The organism is Capsulimonas corticalis, assembly GCF_003574315.2.
Classification (GTDB): Bacteria; Armatimonadota; Armatimonadia; order Armatimonadales; family Capsulimonadaceae; genus Capsulimonas; species Capsulimonas corticalis.
In genome coordinates this window covers 5248240-5261499 of the sequence record NZ_AP025739.1, presented here as the reverse complement: position 1 = coordinate 5261499, position 13260 = coordinate 5248240, and the positions used below count along the sequence as shown (strand labels likewise).

Sequence of the window (13260 nt, the reverse complement as noted above, 5' to 3'; positions counted from 1 at the left end):
AAGACGAACGCGGGCCAGAAGTTTTGCGGCTCTGCGGCAATGTGTACGCGTCCGCCGAACCGTGCGGACAGCGCATTTTCAACCGCTTGCCAAACATCGACGGGAAGTTTCCGGGTCACTTGCGAGGTTCGGACGCGCCTTTGAGCCATTCATACAGAATACCCTGTTGAGCTTCCCCGTCATAGTATTCTTTCATCAAACACTTCCATAGGGCCTCGCGCTCCACGGCGGAGAGATGCTGGTCGCGCGGCATGAGGCCCTGCTCGATATACGAATGCACGATACCATTCTTGTCCAGAATTGCGCCAGGGTCAAGGTCTGTCCGTACGGCCTGCGGATAGTTAATCGCGGCGAAATCATTGTGGCACTTGCTGCACTTCATCGCATCGCGAATCACACGGTAGGATGACGCCGGCAGGTCTAAACCGCTCGTGGCGGCCTTGATAAATTCGTCTGTGCGCTTCGGATTCGTTTCTGGTCCAAGACCGGGACCGTAGGCGCCGGTGTCCTGTGGACTAAAGTTGGGCTGACCATATCCCGCGATGAGGCCATTTACTTCCGCGGGAGCCAAGCCGACCCCAGTGGTTTTCGGAACTAATTTACCGTTCGTATCAAAATCGTATTCACATGCTGGGTGAATTGGCAATACACTCGACTTATGACAGCTATAGCAGTTGTGACTTGGGTTGTTTGGCATCGTGAAGTTAGACACGACGGAATATTGATCCGACGCCGCGTCTTTCATGCGCATGAAGTCGCTGAAATACGTCTCCGTATGTTTGGCATCCGACGCTCGACGATAGACAGTGAACATGGATACGCTTTTCATCTCAACATCGGCGGGCGCATCCGGCGCGGCCACGCCGAAGACAATCCACTGATCCGCGACCCCAGATGCTCCCATGGGCTGATTGGGCGCGACGACCAACAACCGCCCATATGTCTTTGCGGGATCGACCGTGGTAATGAACTGCGCCTTAAAGAAAAAGGATTTCCATTTTTGGTTATCCGGGAGTGTTTTGTTGTGCTGCTGGATCATGGCCAGCGCATCACGGTATGTTGCCGGATTTGCCATTTTTGTGAGGAAGTCCTGGCTTTTTAAGAGATCCGGGAACCGAACATAAGGCTCCGCAATGTGAAAATAGTCACTATCGGTGACAGGCATGCCGAGGGCGTGGGTGTTTTTCGCGGCGCCGTCCACTGTCTCCATGACGCCCATCCATTGCTGTGCGGTGACAAAACGGACGAAGTTCTTGAGTTCTCGCGCACGGCCGGCGTCGTCGCTAAAATAATTGGGATCCGCCTCCCGACACTCTTGAATAATCAGATACGCATCTTGACTGCGCGAGATGACGTCTTTCTGCTTGACGATTTTCACGCCGGACGCATCCGTAAAAGTCGGTTCCAGAATATGGGCTATCTGCTGATCGCGCCAACTGATCCATTGGGCCAGCTTCCAAGATGTCGGACGAGTGTCTTGAGTGGCGCCTGCGGCGATGAGATTCGACACGAGCGCGAGCGTCAGTATCAGCATTAAAGCGCCGGAACGTTTGTTTTTACACACATCTGCCTCCGAAGCAACTTTGCCTGGGTTCTCGATCTTATAATTTCGAAACGAATTCAAAGTTTCCTCCTCATTGCGCCACAGCATCGCATGGTCGCCTTGTCTCGGGAGGCATTGGTTGAACCCGCGCAAAAAGGCGCTTCCTGTACAGGTGTACAGGAAGCGCCTAGAAAAGGAGAAACAAAATCTTTATGGCTGTTTACTGCTGTTTTGCTGTGTAGAAAAATTTCTCCCATCGCTCCCAGAAGTCAGGAAAGGTCTTCGCCACGCAGCCAGGATCGAGGATGGTGACGCCGGGGAGGCGCAGACCGGCGACGGCGAAGGACATGGCCATGCGGTGGTCGTCGTAGGTTTTGATCTCGGCGGGCTGGTACTGGCCGGCGGCGGGTGGGGTGATGGTCCAGAAATCACGGCCTTCTTCGACGCCGACGCCGAGTTTGGTGAGTTCGTTGGTGATGGCGGCGATCCGGTCCGTTTCTTTGACGCGCAGGCTGGCGAGGCCGCGCAGGGTGCTGGGACCGTCGGCGAAGGCGGCGATGACGGCGAGGGTCTGCGCGGTGTCGGGAATGGCTTCCAGATCGACATCGATCGCTTTCAGGGTTTGCGGGCCGCGCACGGCGATGTGGACACCGAAGTCGACATCGCAGCCCATCTGCTCCAGAACGCGGGCAAATTTGGCGTCGCCTTGAATGGACCCGGCGCCCAGGTTTTCCAGAATGACGCTGCCGCCGGTCACGGCGGCGGCGGCCAGGAAGTAAGTCGCGTTGGAGGCGTCGGCTTCGACATCGTACTCGCGGCCTTCATAGCGCTGGCCGGCGGCGACAGTCAAATGCCGGTAATTGCTGTTGACCATTTCGACGCCGAACGCGTGCATCACATTTTGCGTCATATCGACGTACGGTTTGGAAATCAGATCCCCGACGATCTCGATCTCGACGTTTTGTTTGGCGTACGGCGCAGCCTGGAGCAGCGCGGTCAGGAACTGGCTGCTGACATCGCCGCGCAGCAGGCATTTGCCGCCCGGGAGTCCGCCGCCGCGCACGCGCACGGGTGGGCAGCCGTGCCCGTTCACGCTCTCCGCATCGACGCCCAGAGAGATCAGCGCGCCGAGCAGATCGCGGATCGGGCGCTCACGCATGCGGGCGACGCCGTCCAGCACCACGTCCGATCCGGCGGGCGCAAGGCACGCCGCCGCTGTCAGGAACCGCACGGTCGTGCCGGAGTTGCCGATAAAGATGGGCGATTTGGCGGGCGCGGAGAAGGCGCCGCCGACGCCGATGACCTCAAAGTCGCCAGCGTCCGTCAGCGTCACATCGACGCCCAGGCTGCGCAGGGCTTCGAACATATAAAGGGTGTCATCAGACTGAAGCGGATCGCGCAGAACGCTCTTGCCGTCGGCCAGAGCCGCGAGCAGCAGCGCCCGGTTCGTGATGCTCTTGGAGCCGGGCAATCGGACGGCGGAATGGACGGGCCCATCAACGGGCGTCAAGGGAAGTTTCTCAGGATATTCAAAAGACGGCATGGGCAATTTTAGCACTTTTCTCGGAAAAGTCGATATGGGTATGATAGGCCCTGGCGATGTTTTCCGAGAAACTCGCCGCCCACGCGCAGAATTGAGAATGGAAGACGACACGCGTCGCCGCTCACCCAGGCGCGGCGCACAGGAGAACAAGAGACTATGACGACGACTCGTATTGTCACACCCTTCACCGCCGATTCCACCGCCGCCGATGTCCTGGCGGGCGTCGATCTCAATGGCCGCCGCGCCATCGTCACGGGCGGAGCGTCCGGCATCGGCGTCGAAACCGCACGGGCTCTCGCCGGCGCGGGCGCGGAAGTCACCATTGCTGTGCGTAACGCCGAGGCGGGCGCGCGCGCCGCCGAGGATATTGCCGCCACTACCGGCTCGGAGAAGGTTCGCGTTGCCCTGCTGGACCTGGCCGACCGCGCGTCGGTGGCGGCATTCGTCGCCGCTTGGGAAGGCCCGCTGCATATTCTGGTGAATAACGCCGGCGTCATGGCGTCTCCGGAGATGCGCACGCCGGAGGAGTGGGAGATGCAGTTCGCCACCAACCATATCGGGCACTTCGCGCTTGCTTATGGACTGCGCCGAGCACTCGCCGCCGCCGGCGGAGCGCGCGTGGTCTCGGTCAGCTCCGGCGCCCATCTGCGCTCTCCGGTCGTATTAGACGACATCCATTTCCATAATCGTCCCTACGATCCGTGGCTGGCGTATGGGCAATCCAAAACGGCCAACGTTCTCTTCGCGGTGGAGGCGAGCAAGCAATGGGCCGGCGACGGCGTGTTCGTCAATGCGCTGATGCCCGGCGCCATCCGCTCGAATCTTCAGCGTCATCTCAGCGCGGAAGAGACCGACATGATGGAAACACGGATCCGTGAATCGACGGAGCTGCATTGGAAGACGCCCGAGCAGGGCGCCGCCACTTCCGTGCTCCTGGCCGCATCGCCCTTGGTGGAGGGCGTTGGAGGCCGTTACTTCGAGGACTGCAATGAAGCCGAGCCGCACCAGCCCGGAAGCGTTCGCGGAGTCGCCGCTCACGCACTCGATCCTGAGGCGGCCGCGCGCCTCTGGCAAGTTTCGCGGGAGATACTGACCGCGTAACCGACCGCCGCTGCGGGTTTGCGGCGCCTCCCTCACGCGGGGCTTGCGGCGCTGTCCGTGGCGTTGGTGATCCGCCCCCGCGCTTTGGCCGCCCCTGAGTGATCTATGCCCGGCCTTCGGCCGAATCTGGACTTGGTTTTCTAGCTCCGTCGGCCTCCCGTGGAGGCGCGCACCACCAGCTCCATGGGGAGGATTTGTCGAGGGATCTCCATCGAATCCCCTCGGACCAGGGCCAGCAGGCTTTCCACGGCTTGCCTGCCCATCTGTCGAAATGGCTGGCGCACTGTTGTCAGGCCGCCGGCTACCCGTGAGGCGATGGGCGTATCGTCGAAGCCTGTCAGGGCCATATCCTCCGGCACGCGCAGTCCGCGCGCCTGGAGGGCGTCGGCGAACAGGGCGGCGGGCTGATCGTCCCAGCACATTATGGCGGTCGGCGGATCCGGCAGCGCCAGCCAGCCGTCGAGGATCTGCCCGTACGTCTCTTCGAGTTCCTTCTTGCCGATGCGCACCTGCAAAGCCGCATCCCAGGGCAGACCGTGTTCGGCGAGGGCCGTTTGATAGCCTTCGTGCCGGTCCACCAGGTCGGAGTAGCGTTCCGGACCGGTATAGGCGATGCGCCGATGCCCCCGCTCGGCGAGGTGCGCGACGAGCATTCGCATCGCCCCTCGATTGTCGCCGTCCACATAACCGGCTCCCTCCGCGACCCGGCGCGCCAGCAGGGCCACGACCGGCAGGCCGGCCGCTACGACTCGCTCCAAACTGGGCTCATGCAGGTTGGGGCTTACCCAGAGCAGGCCATCGATATGGCCGTCCAGAAATCGCAGCCCTCGCTCTCCGCGTTCGCAATCCGGCCCTTGTGTATAGAGGAGCAGATCGTTTCCCGCGTCGTCGGCGCCATCGTAGAAGCCTCGCAGCAGCGCGGGCGCCAGTGAGGATCCGTCGGTCTCGTCCAACCCGTGCATGCCGAAGGCCAAGACGCCGAGGATATTGGTGCGCCGCTTCCGGATCGCCTGGGTCAACGCGCTCGGGGTGAAGTTGAGCTCCTCGACCGCCGCGTGGATACGCTGCCGGGTCGCCTCCGTCATGCGGCCCCGCTGGTTGATATAATTGGAGATGGAGGATACGGAGACGCCGGCGCGCGCCGCCACGTCGTGGATGGTCGGCCGGCGCTTGGGCGACGCGATCTGTGCCGGCGTCGTTAGCCCGGTCTCACGGTCGAATTTCGGCGGGACGTCGTCCTCGCCCCCGGACGACCGGAGCCAGTTGGCGACGCTCTGATGGTTCACGCCGAGCCGGTGGGCGATCTCCCGGATCGTCACTCCTTGAGAACGCAGGAGAGCGGCCTGCGCCCGGATCTCGGTTGGGTAGCCGCGCTCACCGGCAGCCGGAGTGTAACGATGCTGGCAGAGACCGCATTTGTAGCGCTGGCAGCCATGATTGCTCCCCGCCTTGGTCTGATGTTCGATTCCCCCGCAAGAGGGGCAGACGGTGGCGACGGGATGAACAGATATCGTCATGGGAAGCCTCCATAACGTATTATACCCGGCAGCGCCACAGGCTAGACAAAGTTGCAATAAAACCTTTAAAATAGACAAAATACTAATACAAGCCATAATTATCAGCAGTTTTTACAAATTATGGAACTTGATATCGTCTAATCGTGTTAGTTTAGCGTAAGATTGAGGTAAAACAGATATATCTGATGTACCTGTTACATCAAGTGGTGTTTCTGACGCTGCTACGAAAGAAAGACGTACTATGAACATGCTTTATGTGGTTGCTCCGATCATGATCGCCCTGCTAACCCTGGCCCCGATGCTGTTCCGAGACGGCTCCGCAGAAAGAGAAAGAAGTCTGGAGCGGAAACCTCGCCGGGCTCCGCCGCTGTCTTCGAAAGACGTCTGGGGCGCCGACGGGTTGCGGCCAGGCCGCATCGACCGCACGCCCCGGGAAGAATCGAAGCGCCAGCTTCCGGGCAGCCCCGAACACGGCCCGAAGATTATCCAGTTGCGAGATGAGGTCGGCGTCAAGTCGGCTTCGCTCATGGAAAACATCTCTTCCATGATAGAATTTATGGCGCGGGTTAACCTGGCCGTACAGGGATACATGATCCTGCCGACGGCCGGACGCTCGCGGGACGAAAACAATTGGGATTGACCGTCGAATTCTTCGCGGAACCTCCCGGCTTGGCGAAGGGAAAGTGAAAAACCGACATGGAACTGAGCACACGCGCTTATAACGACTACATCTCCGCTTTGTTTGCCCCGCAAGACGACGCTCTCACGGGAGCGCTCGCGGAGATGGAGCGGGAGAACGTGCCGGGGATCAATGTCTCGGCGGTGGAGGGGAAACTGCTGGAAGTCCTCGCGCTCACTGTCGGCGCGACGCGGATTCTGGAGATTGGAACGCTGGGAGGATACAGCGGCATCCATTTCGCCCGCGCCCTTCCAGAAGACGGCAAGCTAATCACACTGGAAATCGATGCTCATCACGCCGAAGTCGCGCGCCGAAATTTCGAGCGCGCCGGCGTCGTGCAGAAGACCGAAGTGCGTGTCGGCCCGGCGTCGGAAACGCTCCGACGGCTGGCCGCCACGGGCGAGCCGCTGTTCGATCTCGTGTTTATCGACGCCGACAAAGACAGTTATACGGAGTATCTGAATCTCGCCCTGCCGCTGCTGCGCAGGGGCGGCCTGCTGCTCGGCGATAACACGCTGCCCGACGCCGTGCTGACGGGCGAGGAGAGCGGGACAAAATTTTATAACGCCGCCGTCGCGCGGCGATCGGACCTGACGACGATCATCATCCCGATCCTGCGCCAGCACGGCATGGATGGCCTGACGGTTTCGTTCAAACGATCTCCCGGCTAAGCGTCATCTCCAGTAAACGCGTTGGGAATGATCGTGATTTGCGCGGAGCCGTCGCGCCGGCGGATCACTTCGACGACATCGAAGCGGCAGGGGATGTCGTCCAATTGGTGGAGTGAGAGATAGGCTTCGGCGAGCGCGAGGAGCTGGCGGCGTTTGGGAGCGTTCACGGCTTCGGCGGGCGTCAGAGACGACGAGGCGCTGCGCGCCCGGCGGGTTTTGACTTCGATGAATACGAGATATTCGCCGTGCCAGCCGATGAGATCGATCTCGCCGCGCCGCATGTCGTGGAAAGGGCGGACGTTGGCGTCCACCATCCGGTATCCATGCGATTCGAGATAGGCGATCGTGTCCGCCTCACCGGCGTCGCCGACCGCCTTACGATTGATCTCCATAACGGTTGGATCTCGGCGCGGCGGCCACGGGGGCGAAGGAGCGGCGGTGAATCGGGCACGCGCCGTGCTCGCGCAGCGCGGCCATATGCACGGCGGAGCCGTAGCCTTTATGCTTGGCGAATCCGTACTCCGGATACTTCTTGTCGTACGCCGCCATCATGCGATCCCGCGTGACCTTCGCGAGGATCGAGGCGGCGGCGATGCTGACGCTCAGGCCGTCCCCGCCGACAATCGCCTTCTGGTGCGCGCAGGGAATGCCGTGCACGGGCAGGCCGTCGATCAAGACAATATCCGGCGCCCACTCCTGGGGCAGGTTACGGACGGCTTTGCTCATCGCCAGATGTGTGGCGTGCAGGATATTGATCTGATCGATCATCTCGCGCGGCACGATTCCCACGCCCACGGCGAGCGCCTCGGCGAGGATGCGGTCATACGCCTTTTCCCGCCGCTTCTCGGTCAGCTTCTTGGAATCGTTGATCCCATCCGTGGAGAACGTCTCCGGAAGGACCACGCAGGCGGCCACCACGGGGCCGGCGAGCGGTCCGCGCCCCACTTCATCCACACCGGCAATGATCGCGTGGCCCGCTTCACGCGCGGCCATTTCAAAGCTCCACAGATTGATTGGTTCGACACTCATAGTTGAAAAATCGGCGTTTATTGAATCGCGCGGAGACGGCTCAGCGGCCAGAAGATAAACTGCGCCTTGCCGACGACCCGATTGCCGTCCAGCGGCCCCCATTCCGTGCTGTCTTTGCTGTCGTTGCGGTTGTCGCCCATCATAAAGAAGCAGCCGGGAGGGACTCGGCCGGGAGGAGTCGCCGCCATGCGGTTGTAATCGTCGTTGGAGATGCTGACGCCGTTCAAGCGGCAGTTGGCGCCGTCGCGCTTGAGGGATTGCCCATTGAGTAATTGCAGGTCGTAATCCGGATCTTCGGCCGTGAATGGCTCGTCCAGCCGAACGCCGTTTCGCCGGGTAACTCCCGGCTCGATACGAACGGAGGCGCCGGAGAAGCCCGTGATGATCTCGGCCACGCGCGACTTGGGAACCGGCTGGTCGTTGATCAAAACCGCGTCGGGACGGAAGCGCACATGGTAATTCGCCTGGGAATCGTACTGCGGATCCATCTGGGATTCCTGCTTCGCTTCGTCGCCAAAGAGGCCGGCCTGGGCGAACTTCTCCCGGATGTCCGAATGCGTGTAAGGCGCGCCGTTGATATAGACCCGTCCCGCCGTCGTTTGGATCACATCGCCCGGCGCCCCGATCAGGCGTTTGATGTAATTGATGGGCGCTCCGGACGGCTCATCCGGCGAGCCTTCCGTGGCGGCGGCCGGCGGGATAAAGACGACGACATTGTCGCGCTGCGGGCTGCGGAGACGGTAGTCCAGCTTGTTGACGAGGATCCGGTCGCCGGAGCCGTTTTCGCCCAGCAGGGTCGGCTCCATGGAGGGGGAGGGGATGAAGTACGCTTGAACGACAAAGGGGCGCAGGATCAGAAACACCAGAGCGATGGCGATGATCCCGGACTCCAGGAACTCAGCGCTGGACCGCGCGAGGGGGCTCGAATTGCGAACGAGCGTCACGCGAAGAAACGTCGCGATCGCGATCATTCCCAGGATCCAGGTAATGCTGAGATTGGCCAGCGTCTCGGTGATATTCGATGTCGGCAATGCGGGACTTTCCGTAACGAAAAATGGGCGGAGCGTTCATGCGCTCCGGGGAATGAAAGAAAGCCGCCGACGTCGCCGGCGGCCTTCGATCCGAGCTAGAAGTTTCGCTTCTCCTTGATGCGGGCCGCCTTGCCGACCTTACCACGCAGGTAGTAAAGCTTGGCGCGGCGCACCAGACCGCGGCGAGTGACTTCGATTTTCTCGACACGCGGCGAATGCAGCAGGAACGAGCGCTCGACGCCGAAGCCGTTGCTGATCTTGCGCACGAGGAATGAGGCGCGCGAGGAGCCTTCCTTGTTGCCGATAACGACGCCTTCGAAAATCTGGGTGCGCTCTTTGCCGCCCTCGACAACCTTCACGTGGACGCGAACGGTGTCTCCGGGGCCGAACTGCGGAACGGACTCTTTTTTCTGAGCGTTCTCGATTTCTTGAATCAACGGATGCATGGTCTAGTTCTCCTCAGAACTCTCCCCCGCAGGCGGGGAAGGGGTTTCCTCTGAAAGCTGTTTGAGCAGCTTCAGGTCTGACTTAGACGGCTGGAATGCCGACCAGAGGTCGGGCCGACGCGATTGCGTGCGGCGGAACTGCTCCTTGCGTCGCCAGTTGGCGATCGCGGCATGGTTGCCGGAGAGCAGAACTTCAGGGATCGTCCAGCCCCGAAAGTCGGGGGGACGCGTATATTGCGGATATTCGAGCAGGCCGTCGCTGAATGTGTCGCCCGCCGCCGATTCCTCGCTGCCTAGAACTCCCGGCAGGAGGCGCACTACGGCGTCGATCAGCACCAGCGCGGGCAGCTCGCCGCCCGTCAAAACATAATCGCCGATGGAGATCTCATCGGTCGCCAGATGCTCGCGCACCCGCTCGTCAAATCCTTCGTAGTGGCCGCACAGCAAGATCAAGTGCGACGCCTGCGCGAATTCGTGCGCCATGGCCTGCGTCAGCGTCTTCCCCTGCGGGGTCAGCATGACGATCCGGGCGTCCGGCGGCGGCTCCAGGCTTTCCACGGCGGCGAAGATCGGTCCGGGCCGCATCACCATCCCGGCGCCGCCGCCGTACGGCGTATCGTCGGTGCTGCGGTGACGGTCCGTGGTGTGATCGCGCGGATCGTGCGCGGCCACCTGCACGCGGCCGGCTTCCTGAGCCCGTTTTATTATACTGTGCGAAAGTCCCGACCGGATCATCTCCGGGAAAATCGTGACGACATCGATCTTCATTGCGGTTGGATATCGATTTTCACGCGATGTTAATCCAGCAGTCCCGGCACATCGCGCACCGTGATCACGCCGCCGGGCACATCCACGCTCAGGACGAACTCGGACACCGCCGGGATCAGCGCATTCTTGTCCGTGACATAAACATCGTTCGCCGGCGTGTTCAATACGTCCGTCAGCTTACCGAGCGCGCGTCCGGCGTCGGTGACAATGCTCAGGCCGATCAGCTGATCGACATAGAACTCGCCTTCGGGCAGGCTGGGGCGCTCGGTCTCCCGAATGAAGATCGCGTGTCCAAAGAGCGCTTCGGCCTCATTGCGGTCGTTCACTTCCTTGAAGCGCGCGATCCATGCGCCCTTGGGCTGCGATTGCTTTCGCACCGACTGCACCGTCAGTTGCCGGCCGGCGTCATCGCCTTCCTTGCGCAGCACAACGATCTGGCCGGGCTGGAACGTGCGCGCCGTGACCTCGGGGTTGGCCCCGATGAGACGCAGCCGCAGGTTGCCGCTGACGCCGTGCGCGCCGGCGATCTGCGCGGCCATCACGGAAAAATCTTCGGCGGTCTTCGTATTCTCGGTCTGGTCGAGCGTCATAAAATATCGTTTCAACAAAAAAGTCGGGCATGCGCCGAAAAGAATCGGGAATGACCCGGTAAACACGGGAAATGCCCGCCCGGCCGAAACCGGAGCGGGCATGCACCTTCGGGAGCTATCTAAGCAATGATCTCGACGTAGACTTTTTTCTTGTCTTTCATCGCGACGGCTTTCGCAACAGTCCGGAGCGCATTCGCAATCCGTCCCTGTTTGCCGATCACCTTGCCAAGATCGCCGGGAGCGACGCGTACTTCATACGTCGTCGATTCCTCGCCAGGTAACTCGTTAATGACGACCTGATCCGGCTCGTCGACTAGCTCTTTGACGAGGTACTCGATCATTGATTTCACTTACTGTTAACTCCTGACGCGCCATCACCGTCTCGAGGTCGCGCTTCTCGGTCAACAATGACGGTGAGGAGTGGGAGGGGACAAGCGCCCCTTACTCCGCCGCCGCAGTCGCCGCGCCCGCGATCAGGTCATACACGCCTTGCTTCTTGAGCAGGGCCTGCGCCGTATCGGTGGGCTGAGCGCCACACTTCAGCCAGTAAACTGCACGCTCCCCATCGATCTTCACTTCGGAAGGCTCGACGCACGGGTTGAAATAGCCAAGGGTCTCGATGAACCGGCCGTCACGAGCTGCGCGGCTATCCGCGACTACCACTCGATAAAAAGGCCGCTTCTTCGCGCCCATTCTGCGAAGCCGAATCTTTACCGCCATAGATGATCATTCTCCTTTCGTCAGATTGTTATTCTTCATGGCCGACGCTGTTTCCATCGGAAACTAGCTGCGTCCAAACGGAAACTTAAAGGGCGAATTGGACTTTCGCTTGCTCTTTTTATTGCTGCCTGCGTGCTTGCCGCTTTGACCCGGCATTCCAGGCATCCCCGGCATTGCGCCGAGACCTTTTCCGGAGAAGCCGCGCATCATCGTTTTCATCTGTTCAAACTGCGTCAGAACGCGGTTGACATCCTGGATGGACGCGCCGCTCCCCGCCGCGATGCGCCGTCTCCGGCTTCCATTGATGATGGTCGGCTCGCGCCGCTCCTGCACGGTCATGGAGCAGATGATCGCCTCCACGCGCTTCATCTGCTTCTCACTCTCCTCGGACGCACCCGGCATCTTCGGGACTTTTCCGCTAAGCCCCGGGATCATATCGAGGATCTGATCGAGCGGACCCAGCTTGCGCACCTGCTGCATCTGCTCCAGGTAATCTTCAAAATCGAATTTGTTGGCGCGAAGCTTCTTCTCAAACTCCGCGGCTTGCTTCTGATCGATCGCGGCTTCCGCTCGCTCGATCAGCGTCATGACATCGCCCATCCCCAGGATGCGCGAAACCATGCGGTCCGGGTAGAAGATTTCGAGCGCGTCCATCTTCTCGCCGACGCCCACGAACTTGATCGGCTTTCCGACAACCGTTTTCACCGAGAGGGCGGCGCCGCCGCGCGCGTCGCCGTCCAGCTTCGTCAGGATGACGCCGTCGATCTCCAGGGCGTCATTGAAGCCCTTCGCGACGTTGACGGCCTCCTGGCCGGTCATTGCGTCCACGACGAGCAAAATCTCATGCGGCCGGACCGCCGCCTTGACGCGGCGAAGCTCATCCATCAGCGCTTCGTCGATCTGCAAGCGGCCGGCGGTGTCCACGATCACCACGTCGTTGCCATACCGCTGCGCCTTATCGACGGCGGCTTTCGCGATCTCCGCCGGGTCGGTCTGGTCGCCCATGGTGAAGACGGGCGTCTTCACCTGTTCGCCGACGACTTCCAGCTGCTTGATCGCGGCGGGCCGATAGATATCGCCCGCGACAAGCATGGGATTGCGTCCCTGCTTGCGCAGCATCGCGGCGAGCTTTCCGGCGTGTGTTGTCTTACCGGCCCCCTGAAGGCCGCATAACATAATCACCGTCGGAGACTGGTGAGAGAAGGTTAAAGGCGCTTGCTCTCCACCGAGCAGCGCCGTCAACTCTTCACTGACAATTTTTACGACTTGCTGCGGCGCGTTCAGTCCTTCCAGGATCTGTTCGCCCACGGCTCGTTCTCGCACGCGGGCCGTGAAATCCTTGACGACCTTAAAGTTGACGTCTGCTTCCAAAAGAACCAGGCGGACTTCACGCATGGCGTCATTGACGTCTTGCTCGCTGAGCGATGATTTCCCACGGAGGCGCTTAAAAACGCCCTGCAATTTGTCGGTCAAACTTTCAAACATGAGAGCGAGCTTCTGAAGGTCTGATGGGCGGAAGAAACTCGCAACAGTATACTTGAAAAGATGACGCCGTGTCAAGGCAATTATTTGCGCGGTGAAATGAAGATCCTGGGGAGAATACGCGGGACTTTGCGAAAAAA

At 60.8% G+C, this 13260-nt stretch carries 15 protein-coding genes; 3 read left to right on the top strand and 12 right to left on the bottom strand.

What is annotated here, in order from left to right; all coding sequences use genetic code 11:
• Positions 1-115 precede the first annotated feature (115 nt).
• Both D5261_RS22585 and aroA read right to left on the bottom strand, forming a co-directional pair.
• Complete coding sequence (locus D5261_RS22585) at positions 116-1651, bottom strand: hypothetical protein (RefSeq protein WP_119321903.1); 1536 nt, start codon at positions 1649-1651, stop codon at positions 116-118.
• 112 nt (positions 1652-1763) lie between these two features.
• Positions 1764-3053: a 3-phosphoshikimate 1-carboxyvinyltransferase gene (aroA, locus tag D5261_RS22580; RefSeq protein WP_218025615.1), complete on the bottom strand. Its 1290-nt coding sequence runs from the start codon at positions 3051-3053 to the stop codon at positions 1764-1766.
• Between the two features lie 189 nt (positions 3054-3242).
• Between aroA and D5261_RS22575 the strand changes: the two genes are divergently transcribed.
• The gene (locus D5261_RS22575) at positions 3243-4187 is read left to right on the top strand and encodes an SDR family NAD(P)-dependent oxidoreductase (protein WP_119321905.1); all 945 of its coding nucleotides are present in this window, start codon (positions 3243-3245) and stop codon (positions 4185-4187) included.
• A gap of 140 nt (positions 4188-4327) precedes the next feature.
• Here the strand turns inward: D5261_RS22575 and D5261_RS22570 are convergent, their stop codons facing one another.
• A complete protein-coding gene (locus D5261_RS22570; protein WP_165864260.1) occupies positions 4328-5704 on the bottom strand; it encodes a LacI family DNA-binding transcriptional regulator in 1377 nt (458 codons plus the stop codon).
• A 241-nt stretch (positions 5705-5945) separates the two neighbouring features.
• Between D5261_RS22570 and D5261_RS22565 the strand changes: the two genes are divergently transcribed.
• Together D5261_RS22565 and D5261_RS22560 are read left to right on the top strand one after the other, a co-directional pair.
• Positions 5946-6344, top strand: coding sequence for a hypothetical protein (locus D5261_RS22565; protein WP_119321907.1), 399 nt, complete (start codon positions 5946-5948; stop codon positions 6342-6344).
• Positions 6345-6400: 56 nt separating this feature from the next.
• Complete coding sequence (locus D5261_RS22560) at positions 6401-7054, top strand: O-methyltransferase (protein WP_119321908.1); 654 nt, start codon at positions 6401-6403, stop codon at positions 7052-7054.
• Here D5261_RS22560 and D5261_RS22555 read toward each other — a convergent pair.
• From D5261_RS22555 to ffh, 9 genes are all read right to left on the bottom strand, one after another.
• Positions 7051-7446: a YraN family protein gene (locus D5261_RS22555; RefSeq protein WP_119321909.1), complete on the bottom strand. Its 396-nt coding sequence runs from the start codon at positions 7444-7446 to the stop codon at positions 7051-7053. The two genes, D5261_RS22560 and D5261_RS22555, sit on opposite strands and share 4 nt — an antisense overlap.
• The gene (gene rnhB, locus D5261_RS22550; RefSeq protein WP_119321910.1) at positions 7430-8083 is read right to left on the bottom strand and encodes a ribonuclease HII; all 654 of its coding nucleotides are present in this window, start codon (positions 8081-8083) and stop codon (positions 7430-7432) included. The genes D5261_RS22555 and rnhB overlap by 17 nt, the downstream gene beginning before the upstream one ends.
• Before the next feature lie 17 nt (positions 8084-8100).
• Positions 8101-9114: a signal peptidase I gene (gene lepB / locus D5261_RS22545; RefSeq protein WP_119321911.1), complete on the bottom strand. Its 1014-nt coding sequence runs from the start codon at positions 9112-9114 to the stop codon at positions 8101-8103.
• A gap of 95 nt (positions 9115-9209) precedes the next feature.
• Positions 9210-9560, bottom strand: a complete 351-nt coding sequence (rplS, locus tag D5261_RS22540) for a 50S ribosomal protein L19 (protein WP_119321912.1) — start codon at positions 9558-9560, stop codon at positions 9210-9212.
• Positions 9561-9563: 3 nt separating this feature from the next.
• Positions 9564-10328, bottom strand: a complete 765-nt coding sequence (gene trmD / locus D5261_RS22535; protein ID WP_119321913.1) for a tRNA (guanosine(37)-N1)-methyltransferase TrmD — start codon at positions 10326-10328, stop codon at positions 9564-9566.
• 29 nt (positions 10329-10357) lie between these two features.
• Positions 10358-10918 carry a ribosome maturation factor RimM gene (rimM, locus tag D5261_RS22530; protein ID WP_165864261.1) on the bottom strand — a complete coding sequence of 187 codons (561 nt, stop codon included), beginning with the start codon at positions 10916-10918 and terminating at the stop codon, positions 10358-10360.
• 119 nt (positions 10919-11037) lie between these two features.
• Complete coding sequence (locus tag D5261_RS22525; protein WP_245992575.1) at positions 11038-11259, bottom strand: KH domain-containing protein; 222 nt, start codon at positions 11257-11259, stop codon at positions 11038-11040.
• A 100-nt stretch (positions 11260-11359) separates the two neighbouring features.
• Positions 11360-11638, bottom strand: a complete 279-nt coding sequence (gene rpsP / locus D5261_RS22520) for a 30S ribosomal protein S16 (RefSeq protein ID WP_119321916.1) — start codon at positions 11636-11638, stop codon at positions 11360-11362.
• A gap of 63 nt (positions 11639-11701) precedes the next feature.
• The gene (gene ffh / locus D5261_RS22515; RefSeq protein WP_119321917.1) at positions 11702-13123 is read right to left on the bottom strand and encodes a signal recognition particle protein; all 1422 of its coding nucleotides are present in this window, start codon (positions 13121-13123) and stop codon (positions 11702-11704) included.
• Positions 13124-13260 lie beyond the last annotated feature (137 nt).